Annotated in this window: 18 protein-coding genes and 1 pseudogene; 9 read left to right on the top strand and 10 right to left on the bottom strand. The window is 33.1% G+C overall.

Translation table 11 applies throughout. From position 1 onward, the window contains the following. From ABH959_RS28845 to ABH959_RS28820, 6 genes are all read right to left on the bottom strand, one after another. Positions 1-968 (bottom strand): S-layer homology domain-containing protein (locus ABH959_RS28845; protein ID WP_404493528.1); only part of this gene is annotated, 968 nt, incomplete at its 3' end. A 197-nt stretch (positions 969-1,165) separates the two neighbouring features. Then, a complete protein-coding gene (locus ABH959_RS28840) occupies positions 1,166-1,561 on the bottom strand; it encodes a DUF4320 family protein (protein ID WP_002139736.1) in 396 nt (131 codons plus the stop codon). Positions 1,562-1,586: 25 nt separating this feature from the next. Beyond that, a complete protein-coding gene (locus ABH959_RS28835) occupies positions 1,587-2,036 on the bottom strand; it encodes a hypothetical protein (protein ID WP_404493527.1) in 450 nt (149 codons plus the stop codon). Between the two features lie 16 nt (positions 2,037-2,052). Continuing rightward, the gene (locus tag ABH959_RS28830) at positions 2,053-3,546 is read right to left on the bottom strand and encodes a CpaE/TadZ family protein (RefSeq protein ID WP_404493526.1); all 1,494 of its coding nucleotides are present in this window, start codon (positions 3,544-3,546) and stop codon (positions 2,053-2,055) included. A 19-nt stretch (positions 3,547-3,565) separates the two neighbouring features. Beyond that, entirely contained in the window at positions 3,566-4,519 is a 954-nt protein-coding gene (locus tag ABH959_RS28825) for a hypothetical protein (protein WP_098342184.1), read from the bottom strand. 707 nt (positions 4,520-5,226) lie between these two features. Next, entirely contained in the window at positions 5,227-6,360 is a 1,134-nt protein-coding gene (locus ABH959_RS28820; RefSeq protein ID WP_002069460.1) for a hypothetical protein, read from the bottom strand. Between the two features lie 2,094 nt (positions 6,361-8,454). Between ABH959_RS28820 and ABH959_RS28815 the strand changes: the two genes are divergently transcribed. Continuing rightward, complete coding sequence (locus ABH959_RS28815; protein WP_113937404.1) at positions 8,455-9,195, top strand: MerR family transcriptional regulator; 741 nt, start codon at positions 8,455-8,457, stop codon at positions 9,193-9,195. 34 nt (positions 9,196-9,229) lie between these two features. Here ABH959_RS28815 and ABH959_RS28810 read toward each other — a convergent pair whose 3' ends face one another. Together ABH959_RS28810 and ABH959_RS28805 are read right to left on the bottom strand one after the other, a co-directional pair. Next, positions 9,230-10,684, bottom strand: coding sequence for an FtsZ/tubulin family protein (locus ABH959_RS28810; protein ID WP_002069458.1), 1,455 nt, complete (start codon positions 10,682-10,684; stop codon positions 9,230-9,232). 14 nt (positions 10,685-10,698) lie between these two features. Then, on the bottom strand, positions 10,699-11,112 hold the full coding sequence (locus ABH959_RS28805) for a hypothetical protein (RefSeq protein ID WP_078205620.1): 414 nt from the start codon (positions 11,110-11,112) through the stop codon (positions 10,699-10,701). A gap of 1,532 nt (positions 11,113-12,644) precedes the next feature. Here ABH959_RS28805 and ABH959_RS28800 point away from each other — a divergent pair. The 4 genes from ABH959_RS28800 (at position 12,645) to ABH959_RS28785 (ending at position 18,749) form a co-directional block, all read left to right on the top strand. Then, positions 12,645-13,928, top strand: coding sequence for a replication-relaxation family protein (locus tag ABH959_RS28800; RefSeq protein WP_078205621.1), 1,284 nt, complete (start codon positions 12,645-12,647; stop codon positions 13,926-13,928). A gap of 188 nt (positions 13,929-14,116) precedes the next feature. Further along, positions 14,117-14,509 (top strand): hypothetical protein, encoded by a 393-nt coding sequence (locus ABH959_RS28795; RefSeq protein ID WP_016096937.1) that lies wholly within the window; start codon positions 14,117-14,119, stop codon positions 14,507-14,509. A gap of 17 nt (positions 14,510-14,526) precedes the next feature. Further along, positions 14,527-18,024: a DNA translocase FtsK gene (locus ABH959_RS28790; protein WP_404493523.1), complete on the top strand. Its 3,498-nt coding sequence runs from the start codon at positions 14,527-14,529 to the stop codon at positions 18,022-18,024. 98 nt (positions 18,025-18,122) lie between these two features. Then, positions 18,123-18,749 carry a CPBP family intramembrane glutamic endopeptidase gene (locus ABH959_RS28785; RefSeq protein ID WP_002069449.1) on the top strand — a complete coding sequence of 209 codons (627 nt, stop codon included), beginning with the start codon at positions 18,123-18,125 and terminating at the stop codon, positions 18,747-18,749. A 28-nt stretch (positions 18,750-18,777) separates the two neighbouring features. On the opposite strand, the gene ABH959_RS28780 is transcribed toward ABH959_RS28785, so the two are convergent. After that, positions 18,778-19,263, bottom strand: a complete 486-nt coding sequence (locus tag ABH959_RS28780; RefSeq protein ID WP_033707478.1) for an LMxysn_1693 family intestinal colonization protein — start codon at positions 19,261-19,263, stop codon at positions 18,778-18,780. 358 nt (positions 19,264-19,621) lie between these two features. Between ABH959_RS28780 and ABH959_RS28775 the strand changes: the two genes are divergently transcribed. The 3 genes and pseudogenes from ABH959_RS28775 to ABH959_RS28765 form a co-directional block, all read left to right on the top strand. Continuing rightward, positions 19,622-20,605, top strand: a complete 984-nt coding sequence (locus ABH959_RS28775) for an RNA-binding protein (RefSeq protein ID WP_404493522.1) — start codon at positions 19,622-19,624, stop codon at positions 20,603-20,605. A 9-nt stretch (positions 20,606-20,614) separates the two neighbouring features. Then, complete coding sequence (locus ABH959_RS28770; RefSeq protein WP_404493521.1) at positions 20,615-21,541, top strand: hypothetical protein; 927 nt, start codon at positions 20,615-20,617, stop codon at positions 21,539-21,541. 75 nt (positions 21,542-21,616) lie between these two features. Next, a pseudogene (locus tag ABH959_RS28765) lies at positions 21,617-21,982 on the top strand (RNA-guided endonuclease TnpB family protein); the annotation flags it as partial. 28 nt (positions 21,983-22,010) lie between these two features. On the opposite strand, the gene ABH959_RS28760 reads toward ABH959_RS28765, so the two are convergent. Next, positions 22,011-22,958: an AraC family transcriptional regulator gene (locus tag ABH959_RS28760; RefSeq protein WP_002069440.1), complete on the bottom strand. Its 948-nt coding sequence runs from the start codon at positions 22,956-22,958 to the stop codon at positions 22,011-22,013. A 177-nt stretch (positions 22,959-23,135) separates the two neighbouring features. Between ABH959_RS28760 and ABH959_RS28755 the strand changes: the two genes are divergently transcribed. Next, positions 23,136-24,167, top strand: coding sequence for a Gfo/Idh/MocA family protein (locus ABH959_RS28755; protein WP_002069438.1), 1,032 nt, complete (start codon positions 23,136-23,138; stop codon positions 24,165-24,167). The last annotated feature ends 2 nt before the right edge of the window (positions 24,168-24,169 follow it).

Genomic DNA, 24,169 nt, shown 5'->3' with positions numbered 1-24,169 from the left:
TTTTCTTCTGGTTTCGTTTCAGGTTTTGGATCTGGCTTCACTTCTGGTTTTTCTTCTGGTTTTGTTTCAGGTTTCGGGTCTGGCTTCACTTCTGGTTTTTCTTCTGGTTTCGTTTCAGGTTTTGGATCTGGCTTCACTTCTGGTTTTTCTTCTGGTTTTGTTTCAGGTTTCGGGTCTGGCTTCACTTCTGGCTTTTCCTCTGGTTTTGTTTCAGGTTTCGGGTCTGGCTTCACTTCTGGTTTTTCTTCTGGTTTTTCTTCTGGTTTTGTTTCTTTTTCAATTACATTAATAGAGTTATATAGGAACTGACTGTATTGCTCACGAGTTACATGCATTTGTGGTGAATACATATTTCCTCCTGTACCTGATGTAACACCATTCTCTTCTAAAGCATTAATTGCGTTATACGCCCAAGAGTTTTTATCAACATCTTTAAATGAAGTTGTAGTTGTCGCCTTAAATTTAAATGCATTAGTAAGTACCTGTGCCATTTGTTCACGAGTTAAAATATCATCTGGACCGTATTTCCCTTCACCATAACCACTTACTAGACCCGCTTTCGCAAGTGCTAAGATTTCTTTTTCAAACATGTGTCCCTTAATATCTGTAAATGGATTTTTGAAACTAGCATCTGCATCTGCTGGTTTTACGTATGCGTAAATCATACGCGCTACCTGTCCACGAGTTACATTGTCACCAAAACCAAACTGTCCATTTCCGTATCCTGCTACTACTTTACGGTTTGCTAAATCATAGATTGCTTTCGTAGACCAGTGATTAGCTGGAACATCATTAAATTTTAATGAATCTGTGTTATCAGCCTTAGCAGTAAATGCTCCTGCTCCTAATAGTGATGTACCCATAATTGTTAGTGCTGTTGCTGTTTTTAAAAATTTGTTAGCCATTGTTTGTTCCTCCAAATATATTAGTTTTTTTATAGATTCTCTTATTGTACCTAAATTAAACATAAAATCTAGATGTTTTAACATATTAATTATTTGATTAGCGTTGTTTTTATAACCGCTGTTCTATATGGAAAATATTTTCCATATAGAAATGGGCTTGTAAAGTATTTTTATATATTTATTTATAAATATATTTTTCTAGCAAAAAAACTATACTTTTCAGCATAGTTTTCTGCTCTTTTATATGAATATTTTTATTTTCAACGGAAATAGATTTGCCCCATTCCATCCTTGTTTGCCCATATTGGCGCTTTCACACTGTCCACTCCTATCATTTTAAAAATGAAGAAGTGGTGTTCCGCTTTAATTTTAAAATTCAGTGGCTGATTATGATCTACGCGCCCATTCGTATATTCATATTTCCACCCATCCATTTTTTGCTCTTTCATTTTCTTCTCTATATCCGGTATTAAATTCACATTTTTTCCTTCATACGTGTACTGAAATCCACCTGTTTGCTCTGCTAATTCTACTGTACTAGCAGCAAAATCATGCGCTTTCACTAACTGCATACCATACAGTACACCTTCTGGTATAAGAGTGATTAATAATAAAGAAAGCGTTAGAAAAAGCGCTGTCGTTACTGTATTTTGCATTTCTTACACACCTACTTTTTCTTATTTATTTCACGTTTCCTCCAGCTTTCTTTTTATCAGAATCTGCTTCATAAATATATATGTGTTTTGCGTTACTCTTAATGTTACCTTTCTTTTCATCAAATTGCTTGGTATAACTAGCAGCTTCCGCATCTCCTTCAACTGCAATCATTGCTGGGTTTTCTTGTACAGCATGTACAGAAAAATCACGTTTTGACGCTGGGTCCTTAAATGTTGCATTTTGTTTATAGGATTCTTCAAATTCTTTCTTTGAAATTTCTGGATCGATAGCAATTTCTTCTTGTGCACGTAAAACACCAACTTTTACGGATTTATCCATTGCTGCACTTCCAGCACGCTCTAAAGCAGACTTATTATCTGAGTGTGTTGTATCTCCGATAATCATATCTGTCATTAAAAACAGGCAACCAACAAATAATAATACTGAAGCAGCACCTATAATAAATTTTTGCATATTATATCATCCCTTCTTAACTTTCAGTCTTTCGGAATCTAAATCCGCTTAAAATGGAGCTTTTCTTCTGGTTCAATAATTCATTTGGTAGTAATAACTCTGCTATCTTCTTCATTATTCCTTCTAACTCTCTATAATAGTTACGACTTGATAGTAACGTACTACTATTCAACTGTGCTTCAAATACATCCTCAATCCCATAAGGTGGTATAGCTGCTAATAACTTCTGTCCTAAACATTCTTCCACTACCTCGTGTTTTAACAATGATGATGAAAATTTATTCCCAATTACTTTTGTTTTCTCTAATGCTAAGTAGGAAACTAACTTTCTTTCTTTTTGCGTAAGAGGGTGTGCTATCTTTAACATTTGATGAAGATCTGGCTCCGCTACAAAGAATATGTAATCCGCCATCTCGCATATCTCTTGGTATAAAGCTTTGTCCCAATCATTCCCTGCATCAATAATAGAAATAGGTGCTTCTTGGTTCCCCAACAAGACCTTAATGAAATGGTCAAAGTCTTGCTCTGTTTCATTTTTCAATTCTTGGTCCACAATCGGATTCTTTACGATAAAGTTTATCTTTCCTTGCTTCCACTTTGGAATCGATAATATATCGGATTCCTTCTGTAACATCTCTTTATAGCGCTGTAACATGAACTCGCTGCGATAATTTTCTGGTGCTTCTGTATAGCCCTTTAATAGCGGATACGTATACCCCTCATCGTATAAATTCTCTATATAGTTCACATCAATCTGTAGTTCATTCAAATAGGCAGCTAGGAGATGCGAAACAAAAGTAGCTCCACTTCTCCTATTCATACTGGCCACAACAATTGTTTTCCTTGGAATTGCTATACCAATCTGCTTCTCATATACAGGTTCAAACGATAATTTATATTGCTTTTTAATTATTGGTGCTTTTGCCGTTTCCTCTTGTACAGACTTACGTTTTTGTTTGTTTTTAAATATTTTTGACTTAGAGGCAGGTTCATCATTGCTTCCTTCCTCTAAGTCACTTGGCACTTCCTCTTCTTCCTCAGCAGGAATGTCCGGTAATTTCGTTTGTTGCGGTGCCTGACTTGCTCCAACAATCTCGGCTACATTCTTAATATCCGACTCCTGTAGCAACTGCGGGATGACTTTATTATCAATATCAATTCTACGAGAGTTGAAAATGTCATAGATACCTAGATAAATCAGTTTCGCCAAAAACTCATCATCATTTTCACGTTCTGTAAAAACTACAATACGAATATCTCGATTAAAACGTATATCCCTTAACTTCTGTAAGATAATCAATTCACGTTTATCTTCCTGTCCCGCATCAATATTTAATCGTTTGTCATTAATACATAGAATCTCGGGTTGTTCCGTATCTAAAATTTCATCTAGATATTTAATATGCATTACATCACTATCAGCCACTTCAAATCCCGCGCCAACAAAATCTTCTCGTAAATATGCCGTATATACAGTATCACTGATGGCTAATACAATTTTTTTGACCATGGTAGACCTCCTTTAACTTTTAGCGTTGGATTAAAATCATGTTTTCAATTGGAATTTGCGCCTGTTGATGAATCTTCCCCAAAATCTCATTCAGAATATACTCCACTTCAACTTGCTCCAATGGTCGTGGTGCCTCAAAATCAGAATTAAGTTTTATTCGTATTTCCAGTCGATCTTGAATTTCATTTAATGATGTATCGAGATAAAGAATTCTGTAGTATAAAACACCATCTTCAATGCTTTTTTGAATCATCTCTCTTGTTTGATAAATAAATGTAACCTCTGCAAGCTCAATGAAAGGATTGTCTATCGTTACTCCGCTATTCCAAGTTAGATTCCAAATCTCACAGTGTTCTTCCGCATGCACAACAACTCCATTTACTGAGGGCGTAATTGCAAAAAGACGATCTACAGGAACTTTAGTTAAAGTAGTGGTATCCCCATTTACTAGTTCCAATCCTTTTTCCAATCGTTCGTGTTCAAACGCGCATTCAGCGCCAGCAAATGCAATTTCGCAAAATACTTGTTCTAGTAATGGACGAATCCCCTCAAATGTTCGTATTGCAAATACACTAAATTCCTGTGTTTCATCCGTTCGAATGATTTCATATAATTCAAACTCAGATGCATTTACTAAAGCAAAAGGAATATCTTTAATAAGATTCGAATCAGTATATAGCTCCTCTGGAATGTGGGTTTCAGGATGATGTACAAACTCAAGGCATAGTTGATATCCTTTTAAAAATGCATTCTTGGCTGCTGCTGGGAATAGAGTTTCAAAGCGCTTTACATTGTTCTTAAATTTCTTTTCTTCAACTTCGTTATTAAACTCCCTTTCTTGTAGGATATTAGCTTTGTTACCTAACAATAAAAAGTAATGATTAATGATACGACTAATACTTTCTTCAAACGTTGAATTATCCTCACAATACTTTGCAAATCTCTCTTTACTCATGCTTACAATTTCATTCATAGTTCTGATTTCTCCCTTTCAAATGTTATTAATACATAAAAAAAGACACACCGATGGCAGGTTATGTGCCTTCGGTGTGTCCGTTTAGCTAAAGAATGAATCTATTAATTTTTATATTTCTCTTAGTGAATTTTTGTTCATGTATTAGAATACATCTCTGAATTTTAAAAGTCAACAGTTTCAAAAAATCCTAATGCTAATATATTCACTTATATTTTTCTTGTTTTTTATGTATCTAATCTAAAGAAAACAATATTTCAAATAAAAATATATTCAAGTATTTTATATAAATAATACAAGAATCATATATAACTAAACTCAATTATTAAATATAAAGAGAAAATACAAGTGCTTATGAATCCTTATATACCATACGTTCTTTTATAATAAACCAAATTACATATCGTACTATCCCCATTACATACAAGTAATGAATCATAAAAAACACAAAATTAAGAAGCTAAATATCATATTACTAAGAATTCACAGGTTTTAATATATAGTATTAAGATAATCACAAGTATTGAATCGAATTATAAACAAAATGAATCGTATCCAAAAGCAGCATAAACTGTTTATATATTTACGTAAAAGCGCCGGTAAAGACATTTCCTTAACAAAAAAACATGTCCTCAAATTAAAGAACATGCCAAATAACCCTTGCTTTTATGTGATTTTTTAACAAGGGCTGCTGCTTACTATATTTTTTAAGATTTTATGAAGTCTGGATAGGCACCATTTTGATTATAATAATTCATCATTACATCGTATCTTTCTTCTACAGACAAGCTTTTTTCCGTAAAATTAGTCCAGGATTCTCTAAATTGTACTCGCATAAATGCAGGAATAGAGAATATTTCTTGCTCTTTCGTATAATTTTCAACCTGATCTAATGCATAAGTCATTGCGGTAATCAGTAATACGTTTTGTTTTTCCTTTGTTGGCATGTATGCAGCAATGTCCACAATTTCCTGTTTAAATGCAATCATCATATTTTCACGATCTTTCTTTCGTAATGATTGTCCCATATACTTTAAACGAGATACTGCTTCCTTTCTGCATTTCGCTACTGGCCTATGTAAATCTTTTTTATCATTCTCCATTACACAGTTTGAAGAAAACACCACATTGAACTTTTCAATGATGACTTGCTTCACCTGTTTTCTAACACGCGCTATGCGAGAGTCGCTAGACTTTTTTTCCTTAGAATCAATTGCTGTAAATTGCACAATTGGTTTTAAAATTTCTATGTATTGTCGTACCTTCTTTGCATTACGATTCAATTTATCCTTTAAAAAAGCCATTCTTCTTGTAATCTCGAACTCTTGAATCTGGTGCTTATAATGCTCCATACCAATTTTTCTCGAAAAAGTATTTATTAATTCTAATAGGAACATAATCCCTCTGTTATCACGAGCCTTTACAAGACTACTAAGTATAGTTGTTTGAATAAGATGAAATGGAATTCGGAAATATGATAGTGATATATCTGTAGTTTTTGCAGCAGTATGGTTATACAAGGCATAATCTACAACCTCATATACAGTACGATTTCCAACAGGTGTCTCTTTTACGAGCCTATGCTCCAAGCAAACTTGAAACCCCGTATAAATTGTTGTGTAGGGAATCCCACTTTTCTTAGCAAGATCCATGATTTGAAATTCACGTGGTAGCATACCAATATCATTACATTCAAAGTGAAGCAAGATATAAGTAGCTAAAGCTGAAGATGGTAATTCTTTTCGTTCATTTTCTAGTTTCACGATGTTTAATAATCCATCGAAAAACTTAACCCCATGAACCTTAAAGTTCTGTTGGGAAAAAGCCATTTGCGCATTCATAGTCTTCTTTTACTCCCCTCCCCAAAAACACAAAAAAGACACACCGCTGGCAGGTAATGCGCCTTCGGTGTGTCCGTTTAGCAAATTTTTATTTATTTATTTATTTGTATATAACCCTTAAACAATTGATATTCATGTATAGATTATCTTTATAAAATTAAAATGTCAATACATTTTCTCATTTAAATTTTATAAGAAATAAAACCTATAATTGATTTAATTAGAAGTTGTACCGTAGATATCTTCTTACTGTTAATAATATGCGTTCGACTTCCTATCATTTCCATTTGAATAGACTTTCCCCATAACAACCACACTTTTTTTAGCGTAACACTATCAGTATGTCCAAGTTTAGAAGATTACTTGCAAAAACTTTAGAGTTTTTGCACCAAAACCTTTCAACCCTTATATACAGCCGGATTTTCAAAACTACTTAGTACATAATTAACTCACATATTAATGTTATGTAAACAATTAAAATTCATTCCAGAGAATGCATTCACATTAACATATCAACTGACATTAACATGTAATATGATTCCCACTGTTAAATGTTGATTTCATATCAATATTTAACAGCGGAGAACAAGTATACACACACATTCATTTGACATCATTAACAACCTTATAAGAAACATTTCTAAATGACTAGAATTATAAATACCTATAGAACCTGCCCAGGCTTGCACCATAGTTAAAAGCTAACAAAATATAATAAAACTTATAAACCAATACATACTTCAGTGTATTAATAACCTCTATAACAAATCTCAATTATTTTTTTGATATATTTCACCTAAATAAACACTACTTCGATGGAGCTTCAAAATTCACTCTTAACTCTATGAAACTAAACCCTTAACAAGTTGTCCTTTTAGTTGATACAAAATTAACAACAAGTATAGCATCGTATTCAAATATCAATCTCTTGTTAATAGCATTATAGTTTCATGTTAATGATAATAATATAGATATTCTTAACAATATCACTCAATAACCGGTCAACATGTTAATTTCATTCTCTTTATTCACTTTGTTATTTGCACACATAATTAATCAATTAACACCGAAAAGGTATTGATCGACTTATTTAGATGATCAAAAGGAAACTTTAGCATATTTAACCTTCATATCAAAGTGTTCTATAAAATCCATCACTATATATTTATTTTATTTATATATTAATCAAAGCGATTATTGAACATTCTATGTTGAAAGTGCCCCTTTATGGAAGACCACCATAGATACAGCAGGTGCCTATGGTTATTTTAGTTGATAAGACATTAACATTGATAAGAGGCTGTTCTTGTGTAATTTATTTCATATCAATGTCACATTCCATGTTAATGTCAATACAAACTCAAGATTCGCCCCTGGATCGGATGATTTTCACCTTTATTAAAAAACAAGGCGTTTTATGTTAGATAAATAACGTCTTTAAGTTGTTTAAAAGCTACCAGTATTAAATTAACTATGCAAATCCAACCAAGTATCCTATACCATATTAAAATACTCGTACATTTCACATTAATGGCAGCGTAGAGTGGGAATTAACTCTTACAGTTTATTTATCTTGATTCTGATCCTATATCGCTAAGTACATTTAAATTCACCAAATAATACTAATGTAGTAGTATTATTACCTTTTTCTCTAGTTTTTATACATTATAATTTAAATCCCTTAGTTTAGTATGCTTGTTTTTCCATAGTATACTTTAATTATATCCTTATAACTTATTTACAAAACACCTATATTTCCTTATCATTAATATTAAGTGACATGATTTGTTAATCTCATGGCAACTATCATTAATCTTACTAACATAAAAGATAGGTATTTTCATCGATAGAACATTACCATTTAGACACTTAGAGTTAACAGTAATATCAACAAATCAAGCATATTACGTGTTAACAGTTAATGTTTTGTTAACAAACATTCGGTTACATGTTAATTTTATATTTCATGTCAATTACTGAACAGGTAGGGATTTACATGATTATTATCGAATTAATGCCTAACATGTCAATTTCAGTTTACATGTTAATTACAAATAGGGTGTTTATGAGTTGATTTTTAAGGAGGTAGTTACAGTGATTGACCAAAAAAACGAATCACAAGACCATCAAACTAATGATGATGACATATTAAATGATACTGTTTTTGAAAAAGCATGGCGAATAACTGAATTTTCTAAACTAGTAGGGCGTCATCATAATACTGTTTATAATTGGTTCAACATTCTAGAGGAAAAAGGGCTTCACGAAACTTTAAGAACCCAAAACACAAACGAAAAACTCTATAATACGTTAGATCTTGAAATTGCTCTATTTATAAAACAAAAAAGAGATGAAAAATGGTCTTTAGATGCCATTATTGACCTTTTACCACACCAGTTTGATTTAAGACCAGTTTCACCAGAGAATCAAACAAATGAAGTATCTACCGAATTAAACCTTCAAGCCGCTGCAGAAATTATCGAAAAAATGGTAACTAAGCAGTTAGAAGAAAAAATAAAACATATTGAATCTCATTATGAAGAAAGGGTTGAAAATATACTAAAACAGTTACCACAACCAGAAGATGTAGAAACCATAAAATTACGCCAACGCCAAGATAGACTGGATAATTTCATTATTGAGCATAGAGCACGTCAGGAATTAAGAAAACAAGCAGAAAGCCTGTGGAATAGTAAACCTGGAGAAGAGCGTACTAGAAAAGTAGGGTGGTTTAAAAAAGAGGAAGATTTGGGTAGAAAACAACTCTTCATTGAGCAGTACATACAGGATAATATTATTGATTATATAAAATCTCTTATGAATACTGTGGAATAACAAAAAAGTCTGGATCTTTATCCAGACTTTTTCTTTATTTTGTAGTACCGAACATCTTATCTGGATCTAGGAAATCCGCAAATTCATCATCTTCATTTGCTCCAGCATCTTTATTTTCTTCATCACTACCCATATCAATAAAATCTCCAAATGCAAAGCCTAAGTCGTCATCATCATCTACATTCTCTATTGTACTAATTTGAGACTTTGTGTACTGAATTTGGCTTTGTCTTTCTTTAAACTCATTAAATTCTTCTACTAAACCTTTAGATAACCTTGATGGTAATGCATCAGTTTTATAGAACGTATATACACTTCCTAAGAAATCATTCTTACTTACTAAATACCCGTTAAAAACGGTACCATTTATAGGTAGATTATTTGAAACTTCTACTTTAGCATCATCCATAAAGGAATCATCAATGTTTTTTTGCTCATCTAAGATAGCCAACATGCCAAAATGATGTACTCTTGACGCTTCAACAGAACCATCGTTATTTTTCTTCATCAAATCAATTGGAGGATGGAATGAGCTTCCTCTTAATGACTCTTGGAACATCTCTATAATTGCATGGCTATTTTCTATCTGGTTCATATTGCGTGAAACCTTATTAATAACTAAACAGCCCGTTTTCTCAAGTAAAATACGTTTAAAGTCTTGAGAATCAAGTATTACAGATGTACCAGATCCATTGGCAGCAGTATTTAACTCATGAATAATCTCACTAATGCGTTGATTTGCATAGTCTCGTGAATTGGCAATACCTTTTTTCTCATTTTCATTTAATTTCTTAAATTCATCATAAAAGTGCTGGTTATCAGCAAATACTACAAATGCTACACCTTTTGATTTATCATTTGCTAATTTCCAAATCTCCTGTGAAAATTTATTTACTTGTCGTAATACATCTGGCCCATCTGCTCGGACAGGCAGTGTTACAACAATCCCCATTTTTATAAAGTCTTTGCGTTCAATAGCATTTTCAAAGGCGATTCTCGTAAACTTCGCTTGATTTGCTTTTATTTCAGCCATTGGGTATTGCTGTGCAACTTTTTGTAATTCTTGTCTAATTACTGGCTTATTATGAAAAGCCGAAAACTCTTCAATGGCCTTAATGATTGTAGAAGTTCCTGTGCCTCCACCAAGTCCTGCAAAAAACAAAACAAGTTCATCAGATGGTCTTACACGTTCAGTTATAAATTCTTTTAATTTTTCTTTTGCGTCATCATTTGAATCAAGAACCTTTACCGCACGCTCAGGGTTTTTACCTAAACCACCTAATTTAAGTGAAACTTGATTGCTTTTTGGTACATTTTTTAGTTCGGCTAGATCCCCATCATTACTATTTAGCGCTAAGCAGTTATATACTGCTGTTCCGTCTGTATGTTTATATTCCGCAAATTTATCTACCATTCTAGTACCAGCTTGACCAAAACCAATCATCGTCATTTTAACTGCTACTTCATTCTTCAAAAAGTTCTTTGCCATTATTTTATCTCTCCTTATTCACTTTTTTTTCTTTTTCCTAATTCAATAAGTACTTGTTGTCCTCTATAAGTTAAGATTAAAAATTTATATGGGTGCATAGTCTTTTCATAAATTAAAGACATTGATGATAATGTACTCACACTTATTTCAGCCGAACGCCTTGATATATTTGTACGTTCAACTTCTAATGAATAAGATTTTCCTTTTGTTTTCTTTACTCTCCTGTCTATAACTACATTTTCCACTATTTCATTAATGGATATGCCCCTCATATATGTTGTCTCTTGAAATTGTTTGTTTACTACGTTTCCTATGTATAGAAATACACTGTATAGTATCTCATCTTGTTCAAGAATATCAGCAAACATGTTTACTACTTCATCTGCAAACTTGATTGTTTGATATTTTTCACTTAAAACCTCGTTCAAGTTGTCCCCCCCTTAAAGCATTGGTTAATTATTCCTAGAAACATAGTACATCATTATACGTCGTATATCAAGTCATTCTATATAAAACTTATATATAAAACTTATAAGTCTCTTAATAAAAGAAATCCTTATTTTACATAGGTTCTTATATACGATGTATATATAAAGCGTATATATGATATATCAATCTCACACTTCATGTAATTCACATTTTAACAAGGATTGATTTACTATCATGACTACATGAAATGAACATATCAAAAAATAGCTCTATTTTATTGACATAAAACTTATAAATTATCAATCCAAAACCTTGTGCATTTTATATATACACTTTGTATATACAGCGTACATTAAACACTATATATATCAATAAATTCCATTCTTATATATATCAATTTCACATCAACACTACATAGTAAGCGGTACATGTAAGTTGTGTGTATAAGAATTATATGTACCGCTTATATAATAATGAGGGAAAAGTTCTGTATTTTAATAATTAACATTGCACTCATCTATTTATATTGATTAAAAGCTTCCATTAAGTTTCTATAAAAATTCATACTTCATTTTCCCTTCATTAACAATTTGCTTTTACATGATTCATCTCTTGTTAGAAAAGGGATTGTTAATGTTATGTTAATGCATTTCTTCACTTAACTTAACTCTTTTATTAATTCGCACAACTGTGTATGCAGTAAAAACAAGGGTGCTGCATGTGAATCCAATTTCTTATCAATTTCAGTCATTCCTAAAAATCTATTAGGGAAGATTGTTAATTTCATATCCACAAAATTACTCAATCATTTTAAACACTTTGTAGTTTAAAATGATTGAGTAGTTTACTTCGATCGTTCTGACATTTTCACTCCATTATTTTCATATGAACAAAAGACGGTATCTCAAAATTTATTATGTAGTTTTATGGTTTAGTGAATGGGGATCTATATTAAGGTAAAGAGCCCATGGACGTATTTATACCATGCCGTTGATTCAGAAAGAAATAACATTAATTTTCATCTAAGTAAATTGATGATTCAACACAAAAGGAAAAGCCTACAAAAAATTGAATCTCGCACTGAACCAGTAATAGAAGTAGACACTCAATCACAAAAAAGAAATTAATAATCTAATAACGAGGAAAGAAAATCACTCTTTGTTATCAAAATCCTTTTTATAATTCTTGAATAATTTCAATCCATAAAAATCTTAATATTCCTATCTACGTCTTGTTAGGGCGGTATAACATCACTTTATTAGTAATTTTTCTTTTGAATGCTTGTTAGGTATCTAGCAGTACCCCGTCCTAACAATCAGAACAAACTCGTAAATCCCATTAAATCAATAATTTTCTACAGATTTATAAAGCAAGTTATCATCCCAACTTTGGAGTACAAGAGTAGGTATCTCTAGAAGGCAAATCCTCTCATTCATTTTTTCTTGTTTTACAACCAATATTTAGATGTACTAGTATATATAAAATGATACTTATTTAGTTTTAGTTTAATTTAAGATACGAGGTGTATATAATGTTCAAGAAACTGTATAAATATAAACGACCAGGTACCCAAAAATATTTTCATCTAAAAGAAGCAGACATATTTGTTTTTACAGTTTTATATTACAAAAGAGCCCTTACAACACGTCAAATCACTACGTTATATAGTGCATTTGAGGGGAGGGAATGTTCAGAAGCAAGCGTATTTACAAAACTCGACCGATACTCCCAATATGGTGCTATCCTAACTAAAAAAATAGATAAAAGGGATGACAGTATAACAAAACGCGCTTTATTTTCCTTGAAAGAGAAAATAATTGAATTCTTAAAAGAGATAGGGAAGCTCCCACCTGGCGCTTCAAAAAAAAGATATTCACGTATAAATTCACTTCACACTTTATGTTCACGTGAGGTTCTTGTTCGTACTCTACTAGCTACTACAGAGAAGACACAAAATAATGAGATTTTATATAAATTAGATATCCGCTCTTATTACCTGAAGAAAAATATGAAAATTGAGGATGGCCAGTTACCGGTGATACCTGATGAACACATTTCATATCAAGATAAAAATATCTATATTGAAATGGATATGTGTAAAGAAACCAATTCTACCTTAGTTGAAAAAGTAGGCAAGTATGTAGAATATGCTCAAAAAACGAAGGACAATGTTTCAGTTATTTTTGTCATGTACGACAAATCAATGTTCCTTGCAGAAGAAGCAGAACCACCATACGTACGTATGAAGAATCTATTATTTTCTATGAGGGAGTATCACGAACTTTTAATGACAATACCTAATCTAAATATGTACGTCTGCTCACTTAAAGATGCTGGAGACGTTATTTCAGATATCATTCTTGGAAAAGATGACAACCAAAATTTCGAACAAGATATTCTTGTGCCTTTATCTCAACGTACAGTAGGAGATGCTGAATGGCGTTATGCATTTGTTGAGAACGTACAAATATTTAAGGAACCAATAGATGGCGGTCTACGTCGAACTTATAGGCGAGACAAAGACGTTATACAAGATTTCTTCTTTATTTTTGGGAACGAAAATGATTATCGAATGATCGCTAGATTAGATGACGTCGTGTTTTCAAGAAGAGAAGGGGATGACGGTGTTCCACTTGTAGTTATCTATCCTAAACGTGAAAAGCCCAGAGATATTCTTCTGATGGACACTTATGAAAATGTACGACTGCTATCAATCCAAAATAAAAGTATCCATATAGACATGGATGAACAGATCATGGTACGTACTGCAAATAACGTTCATCCGAAAAGACGTAAACTTGTTGAGTTATATTAATCTATTATTTTTATATAACATTATATAATTTTATTGATTTTCATTATTTAAGGTGGTAGAATAACGTTTGAACATATAATTAAAACTACAATTAAATCAGAACATATGAATTAAGGCAAGCGACACACGCTGTTTTTACAGTGGGTGTCGCTTGCCTTTTTTTATTTGGAGAAAGGTGGAAAATGAAAATGAATTTGCAATTTACAACTGCATCAACAGCCAATGGGGGAGTGCTTTCTGTGAGAGAGGCATTAGCAAATCCAGAACTAGTACTTGAACATATTACAGAAGAAGGTGCGGAGTTCAGCGTTTCACTACAAGATATTCAAATACCTGGTAAGCCTAATTATTATTGGTACGACGTATTGATTGAAACTGCAACTGCTAAGAAAATAGAAGTGAATATTGCTGTACTTTCTCAAGAAGAATATGACAAGCTTTGTGAAAAAGCTAGTATCGACCTATATTTAAAACAGACTGAGGATGCAGCAAAGTTCTTTCTAGAAAAGTCAAAAGAGCGATTTAATCCAGAGTTACAAGAACGTTTTACATTCCGCCATAAAGCTCAGCTGTTTCTGTAAGGAATAGGTGAGCCTTTATGAATACGTTTAAGCAAAGGTTGCCTTTATTTACAACTATTACACTAATTAGCGCATTTATTATTTCTTTTGGAGTCGGTTTAATAAACTATATAAAGTTACTATACTATGCATTTGAACTACCGTCTTATCCTATAGAAATTACATATGTACCACTTATCTTAATGTTCTTCTCTTTATTTCTAGGAGAATTTAGTTTTCGTTTCTACAGCCGTATTCCAGCTTTACATGTGAAAAATGGGAAACTTTTCATTCTAATTGCTTCACACATCGCAGTTGATATCCAATTCTTATGGTTTGCAACTGCTCCTATCCATGCAAAGGTTATCCCTTATCTCACGGATAAAGCAACGCATGTTAATTTTGGTGAATATCAGGCAGTAGGCCATGTATTAACGGGGAATTTCCACACATTAACCATGATATTTGTGTTTTTACCTACTGTATTTATGATCTTGTTTACTCTTTGGTATAGCGGGCATATTGTTCGTTACCGGGAAGAAATTTTAAAATGGGTACAAAAATATGAGTACAAAAACCACAAGTTACAAAAATGGTTTAATAGTCAGGAACAACAAATATATCCTGATGTAGAAATTGGTCCTCATATTGAGCATAAAGAAATGGTTCGTATCAAAGGGAAAGATAGAACATTAAATGGAATCATTATTGGTCCAATTGGTTCTGGTAAAACATCTAGTTTAATCATTCCAATAATTAATCAAGATTTACACTGGATGGTACGTTTCATTAATAAGTTCGAGAATGCTTATAAAAAAAATGATTATGATACGGAAGAAGTAAAAGGGACGTTTTTAAATGGTGTCACTGTTATTGAACCGAGTAATGATTTATGTCAAAAAGTATTTAAGTTAGTACAAGCACACAAAATTCCTGAAAGCTCTGTTTACTATATTGATCCAACTAACCCTGATACAAAAAACATAAACATTCTGCGTGGACCAGTTGATAAAGTAGCAGAGGTTTTCGCAATGGTTATTCAAGGTTTATCTGAATCCAATAATGCATTCTTTGAACAAGCACAGCGTAACCATCTTAAGCAACATATCTATTTATTAAAGCTGCACAACCCGCAAAAAGATGTAACCTTCGACGACTTGATAGAGATGTATGATGATGTAGAACGTGTCCATCGTATGCATAAACTGTTAAAAGTACAGGTGGAAAGGTTATACGATTTTGTTCAAACTGGCGCTGCTTCGCGGGACCAGAACAACGAATATAAAATTATAAAAGGGATAGATGAGTGGTTTGATAATACAATTCGAGAAAAAACAGATTCTCAAGGCGAACCTGCGGTTTATAAAAAAGGGAAATACCGCGGGCACCCCATGCATTATGATAGAGAAGAAGAATATGTAAAAGGATTACGTAATATTTTAAAAGACCTTGCTTCGAACGTACTAATACGACGAGTTTTATTTGGTAAATCCGATTTCGATTTTGATGTACATTTAGAACAAGGTGGAATTTTATTAGTAAATACGGCAAAAGGGGAATTGGCAGACCTTTCTAATGTATTAGGAAAATTCGTCTTACTTAGTATGCAGAATGCTGTATTCCGTAGAGAACCAAACGTTTCACCATACCACCATATAATTGTCGATGAATTCCCAGATTACGTTGTCCGCCCTTTTAAAGAATTCCCTGCACAATCTCGTAAATATAAAGTAATCCTGACAATTGCAAGCCAAACACTATCTCAATTAGCTCTCGATTTCACAGAGCAGTACATGTTTACCTTGCTGGGCTCATTCCGTAACAAAATGATATTTGGAGATGTTACGCCATATGATGCAAAGATTTTCTCTGACATGTTTGGCGAAAAAGAGGAATTTAAAGAATCTGAATCTGAACAAGGCATTTCTCCTATGCAAGAGAATCCCGTTAGTCGTTTAGGATCAACCTATCAAAAAACAAAAGAAGTGGTTATGTCGCCAGGGGATATTATGGCACAAGGTGCATTTATTTGTGCTGCTCGTATCGTACAAGATAATCATGTGCAGCCTGTACAACAAATCACAAGTAATTTTGTACCCAAAGAAGAGTTTGCTAAAGCGATTATTCAAGTTGACGAAAAACTAGGGCAATATTGGGGAAATGAGCGTCTCATTCTAATTAAGGAATCTATTACTAAAGCAAATCCAATGAAGCACGTAGATGCGGAGAATATGAAAACAAAAGAACCATTACCACCTATACAGATTGATACGACGGAGCAGAACAATTCTATAGGAACAGACGAGGGACAACAGCAAATTGTCTCATTGGATAATTATAAGGAGAATAAATCTGAACCTGAAACAAAAGAAGTCGAATATATAGTTGTATCAAATACACCCATTGCTAATGAACAACAGACAAGCCACAACGAGAAAGATGAAGAGGACACTTCTCTATATGAAGAGATTAAAAGCTTCGTAATTGAATCACAGCAAGTCTCGCCATCCCTGCTGCAAAGAAAATTTAGGATTGGCTATATGAAGACAGCGCGATTAATTGAGAAGTTAGAACAAAATCTAGTTGTCAGCTCCTATACAGGAAAAGAACCTCGTAAAGTTCTAATTTCAAAAGACAATAGTAGTCCACTATCGCCAGAGGCGTCTGATATAAATTCTACCGTCTTGTACGAAACAAATTCCGATAAACGTATTCCTCAAGAAGTAGCCATTCCAAGCGAAGACAAGGAGGCCGCGCTTGAAGAGACAAGCTTTTTTAAAGATATCTTATATGATGATGTTGTAATTTTTGTGAAGCAATCCAGGGCGGCTTCCCTATCGGCATTGCAGGATAAATTTAATATTGGTTCTACACGTGCCTCACGCTTACTAGATGCCTTACAACGTCATGGAGTCTTAAATGACATAGACACGCAACAAAAGTTGGAATGTGTAACACCTGAAATACATGAAGAGGTAGTTGAAGAAATAATCAAGGAAGTAATTGAGCTAAAGCCAGAGGATATAGTAGATTCCTATGAAATAGATATGGATGTGGCCGAACTTAACAAAGGTTTATCCATTTCTATAATGGAACAAGAGTGGAACACAGATGCTTCAATTGAGACGGAGCTTTCAGTTAGAACCGAACCATTCCAAGAAGAGTTACAAGAAGAAGTAAATACACTGCAAATAGCGGAAGAATCAGAAACAGATATTGGTGAAAAGCTGATTCCAGTTATAGAAGCAGTAGATTTTACAGAAGAAAACAAACTAGATGACGAAGTTGCAAAAGTTTACGAATCAATTAGTGCTACTGTTCATAAAAACTTAGAAAAAAACATGGTAGAAAACACAAAAAACACTGATGAGCAACAAGAGTATAGCCGTATGACCTATAAAGAACGTCAAGAACGCCTCAAGGCTCAACAGAAAAATAAGTATAGTGGTGCACAGCCACTGTCATATAGAAATGAACAACCTAAGAAAAATACATCTAACGTGATGAGCAAAGAATTAGACGAGTTTTTTAATTGATAATTTCATAGAACCCATACTACCTAAAATATGATAAAATAAAACTAATAGATATGTAAAAAATATACACAAATCGAAATTAATAACAGGGGGGGCCGATGGATATCAAAAAATCTAAGGATTTATTGTATTGTACCTTAATTTTTATAGGCATAGTTTTACTTTTGAGGTTCTTTGAATATTTGTTTAATATTACAATATATACTCAAATGAGTGATTCTTTTATAATAACTCTGATTTTTTTGATAATGTTTTTTCTTCCTAAAAAGGTAAGGCAGTATATGCTACAAAAAATTCATTGGTCGTTTTTTGTCGACTTTAAAAATTACTTATATGTATTTGGGGGATATATCATAATATTTGTTTTATCACAGACAGGGAATTTAATCGTTATAAAAGATCAAGCAATAGATACCGAGACAATACAGATTACATCCATGACCCACATAGCTATAGTTATTTTAGGCGTGGTTATTATGACACCATTTTGGGAAGAGATGTTTTTTAAAAGAATTGTATTAGATACATTAGAGTGTTACATTCCATTTTGGCTTAGTATCTGCATAGTATCCATTATTTTTGCCTCATTACATAGTATGCCAATGGAGTATCGTATTTTTCCATTTATATTGAGTGTTGTAACTAGTTTTATATATAAAAAAACAAATTCATTATTAGCACCATTTTTTATCCACTGTCTATGGAACTTAACCAGTATTATTTGAAAGAGCCCTTTTTACAAAGGGCTTTCTTTTAAACTGGTACTCTATCAAGAGTTGTAATTCTCTTATTTACTGTTTCGTCAGAAATAAGCTGTCCAATTGGATTATATGTTTTAACTCTTATACGATAATCTTTTACTACAGAATACTCTTTGAATTTACGGCTTGATGAATTCACTTTAGAGCCTCCAAGTTTAACCGTAGCTCCTTTATATGAAAATGATATCTCTCCTGAAAGTGTCGAAGTACTACTTAATGTAACAGTTCCCTTATACGTTCTAGAAACTAAGGATTCAGAAACGATACTACTTTTATACTGATTACAAGTAGCACATAAAAGTTTTGGTTCTTGAACACCGAAATTTGCTGGATTTAATACAGCATTTTCATCTAAAATTTCAATTTCATATGTGTTTTGAGGTTCCATTTCGGCTGAAGCAGACGGGGTAAATCCTACTAAAATAGGTATTGCCAGTAATGAAGTTGAAAGACTAGTTATAATACTTTTCTTTAACAATTAAATCATCCTCCTTTATTATCGTTCAACCAAAAAATAACATATTTGTATTAATAATGGAATATTTTGTTAGCATTTTATATATAGAGATCAATTGGTAATTATTGGTACAACGGGGATTGTTACTGTTTTTTTATTCCTCTACTTAATGTACTTGTATTATAGATTTAATAATATTTCTACTTACAATTTTTCTATTAAACTCATATTAATTTTATACTTGCAAAATTTTTGAAATACCATTATATTAGAATTAATAACTATATAAATAAACTATAACTTACGTGAAGGACACACCTTACGTACCATTCCAACGGTACAGGTGTGTCCTTTTTTACGTTCTAGGAGGAAAAATAGGATGACAGTAGAGAAAGAAACAACACACGTTGCAGAAGAACTAGGAATGGCTTTTGAACAAGAAATCACAGCAGGGGACACACCAGTAGAAACAAACTTCAACCAATTTGAACGAGTACGTGAGCATGAATTAGAAGAGTTAGCTCGTATGAAACGGGAACGTATTATAGGTAAAGGTTTAATTACAGTCGTCTCTGAAAAGTTGTTCCCAACTAAAAATGGTAAATCAGAACGCATACCCGTACTTACGATGCAAATTGGTACCCATACAACTGCATACTGCCCAATTACAGAGGCAGGGATAACAATTCCTAAGAATCCTCAATGGCTAGTTGGTAGAACAAAACCTGTTATCATTGAGCATTTCCAAAAGACAGAGGAAGGGAACTTTGCCGTTGTATCAATCACAGCAGGAGAGCTCGCATTACAAAAAAGATTATATGATGAAGTAACCTCACAAGGTGGGAATAAAGTATACACAGGAACAGTTTCAGGTCATATTCCAACTGCACAAACCGTTCTGGTTGAAGTCCATGGTGTAACTATAGGGGTAAGGTACTCACATTGGTCACATTCATTTGTACGTCCGGAGGATATTATTATTGGTGATGTTGTAGAGCTCATTATCGATAAAGTAGTAGAAAAGAACGGCCGCTATGAATTTAGAGGAAATAAAAAGAAACTAGAAACAGATCCAATGGAAAAGCTATTAGATCTTAAGAAACGACGTGACCGTTTTGTAGGTAAAATTGTAGGTGTAGATGCCATTGCTGGTATTTTCGTAGAAGTTGCACCAGGTATTCAGTTTAAAGGCTTAAAGAGCCGTAATCTTGCCAATCCAACTCCAGAAGATGCAATTAACCAAACAATCGTTACATGTGAGCTGCTTAATATTGATCCAAAAAATCGCAGAGGAACTGTACGTATTTTAAATTATCCTCAAGGCCAAAGTAAAAAATCTAGTTCTGCAATCTTTCAATTTTAATGAATGACTATGCGTACAATAGAGAATCAAATGTCTCCATATCTCCCTTCCGTCCCACATTTATCAAATGAGGACGCACAGGGACTTCAGGTATATCGGATACATAGTCTGGATAAAACCTATGTATTCCATTCCTATGACGAATTAGTTACGTTTAAGCAGCGTTTAACAGAAGAACAGCATGCAATACTAACTTTCATCGGTATTCATACATCTGTTCGTTTTAATCATTTATTATATCTATTCAAAGATAAGTTTTCGCGTAAGAGAATTAATGATGCACTTCAAGGACTACTTTACTATCGTCTCATTGAAAAATGGCAAGTAGAGAATTTTGATATGGAAATTCTTGAGGAGGCTTATACGTTATCCGATAATGGGTTTAAGCTCTTAAAGTACTGGCAAGGAAATATGTTTTACTTTGCTCCGGAGCGCCTTGATAATCACGGCAAATACGTTCACCTACGTTATTGGCATGATATAGACTTACTCTGCCATCTACGCTATGCTCCGTCCTTTGTGGGGCATATTATGCATCCATCTATAAGTAAAGGGGTTTTTACCCCTCCTTTAAGTTTTGTAGTAAGCGGTGGAGAAGATCGTAAATTTAATTTTGTTGTATACTCCACCTTATTATCAGATACAAAGGATCGATTAAAGCGGATTATCGCTAGATGGAAGACTTTTGTAGAGTCAGGGAAAGATGTTATTATGCAAGAATTAGGGAATAATCCTACAATCTTAGTTGTTTATGTTTCTACTGAAAAACAGGCAAAGCAAATTAATAATGATCTACTACTTGATTTAATTCCTGGTAAAGTATTGCTATGTATAGGAGAAACCTTACATTCTCAAGGATTACAACATGCTTTTTATCAGCCTCTTGCAGAAGGGGAGATTAAACAATTAAATACAAAGCTATTCGCAACAAACTAAGCCATCCTTACAAGCTATTGCTTTCTTTTAAAGGGTGGCTTGTTTACTTTTACAAATAGAGATGATTTGCGTGTTTTATCATTTGAAATCATCAAAAACCACGATGTTATCGGTATAGAAGATTTGCAAGTATCGAATATACTAAAGAATCATAAGTTAGCAAAAGCAATTAGTGAGGTATCATGGTCACAGTTTTGAACCATGTTGGAATATAAAGCAAAATGGTACAGCAAACAAGTCATTGTCGTATCGAAAACATTTGCTTCAAGCCAATTATGCTCTTGTTGTAGATATCAAAACAAAGACGTTAAAAACCTAAACCTACGTAAATGGGACTGCCCTTCTTGTCGTAAACACCATGATAGGGATATTAACGCAAGTATCAATCTAAAGAATGAAGCAATACAGCTTCTAACCGCAAGGACTGCGGGGATAGCCTAATAAATTAGAGTTCGATAGAACTCTTTACTTAGGAATCCTCCACTTCTAAACGAAGTGAAAGTGGGGGTAGTTCAATGCTTTGTATTCGCTGCTTAAACTCTTTCGGTAAACAGTTATTTTCTTTTTTAAACAACTTATAAAACTGTGACATGTTTGCAATTCCAACTTCGCATCCGACATCTGTAATACTAAGGTCACTTGTTATTAATAAACTTTCAGCTTGTTTGATGCGCTTATAATTCACATAATCTAAAAAGGAAATACCCATAATTCTTTTAAAGTATTTGATGAAATAATGATAGCTTAAATTTATTAATGCACATGCTTTGGTTACGGTTATCTTTTCTCCTAAATGATCTTCTACATAATCAAGTACTGGTTTTAAACGAGCAAAGTCGTCTTGTTCACTATAATTTAATATGTTATGTGTGTCGTTTCTTACTAGTAATAAAAGTAATTTCTTAATGGCAGCACTAATTGCGATTTCATATCCGTTCATTTTCATTTTTGATTCTGTAAAGATTTCTGTAATAAGAACATAAGCCTCATGTTTCACCACTTCATTTTGTTCAAAAATATAATTTAACTCATTTAAGGATTTTGTTTGTTCTGAAAAGCAATGTAAATATTGTATAATGCTTCGGTCAAAGTGTTGTTTTAAATTTACTTGAAACACAACGTAGTGTAACGAACCTGCAGAAGGTTTATGTGACCGATGCAACTCAGATTTCCCAAAAATAAAAACATCTCCAGGGCCAAGAACAATATACTTATCTTTATTTTGTATGCCTAAATCTCCTTCTATAATTGCTAGAAACTCAATCTCTTCATGATAATGCCAAGGGGCACTCTCAATTTGATTATTATAAGAGGTTTCCATAACAATGTCCCATACCTTTAAAAATAGTAATGGATTTTGATAAATAACCTTTTCTTCAATTGCTTCAGCAAGCTTATTACAAATCCCTTCTGACATAGACGTTTACACCTCCTTATTAGCAATATAACACCTTTATCAAAATGCGATAAGTAAGTTGCCTTATTTCTTATAGAAAAAGGCAACTTTTGATAAAAACATAACGATATATAGCATATTTTTTCAGTAAAAAAATTTCTATAATAATTTCAAATCAAGCAAAAGGGGGATATGATAGTGAATATTTTAAAAGTAGGTGTTATTGGCTGCGGAAGCATCGCGCAGTATCGTCATTTACCAGAATATGAAGCAAACCCATATGTACAGATTGTGGCTGTTTGTGACAGTAATAAAAAGCGCGCAAAAGAAGTTGCCAATAAGTATGGTGTAAATATGTACACTGACTATAACGAGCTTATCAATTGTGAAGAGTTAGATGCAGTGAGTGTATGTACACCAAATGATTTACATGCATCAATTTCTATCGTTGCTTTACAATCGGGTATCCATGTACTATGTGAAAAGCCAATGGCGACGTCAAAAAAAGATGCGGAAATGATGATTGAAGCTGCTGAAAAAAGCGGTAAAAAGTTAATGATTGGTCATAACCAGCGATTTGTTACTTCTCACCAAAAGGCAAAACAATTGATTGAAAATGGAGAAATCGGAAAAATATATAGCTTCCGTACAGCATTTGGTCATAGTGGTCCTGAAAATTGGAGTGTAGATGGAAAAGAGAGCTGGTTCTTTAAAAAAGATGAAGCGTTTCTTGGTGCAATGGGTGATTTAGGTGTACATAAAGCGGATTTAATTCGGTATATTCTTAATGAAGAAATTACAGAAGTTGGTGCCTTTGTTGAGACGAGCGCAAAAACATTTTCGAATGTAGATGATTGTGCTGTATGTATGTTGAAAAGCGAAAGTGGCATTATTGGAACACTTGCAGCAAGTTGGTCTTACGTTAGCAAAGAAGATAATTCAACAATTATTTATGGTGAAAAGGCCACTCTTCGACTAGAAGATGATCCGACTTACTCACTCATTCTTCAATATAAAAATGGTGAAGTTGTAAAATATGAGCTTGATAAAATTCAATCGAATGCTGCAGTTGGTCAAAGTAATTCACATGTAATTGAGCAGTTTGTAGAGTCTATCCTTTCTGATAAAGAGCCGTTAATTAATGGTGTAGAAGGAATGAAATCGTTAGAAGTCATTTTAGCAGCCATACAATCCAGTGAAGCAAAACAAATTGTTACAATTCCATTATGAGA

Origin of the sequence: Bacillus sp. RC51 (genome assembly GCF_044908115.1) — a bacterium.
Taxonomy (GTDB): Bacteria; Bacillota; Bacilli; order Bacillales; family Bacillaceae_G; genus Bacillus_A; species Bacillus_A mycoides.
Note: the sequence above shows the minus strand (reverse complement) of the source record. Positions and strands in the feature narration are given on the sequence as shown.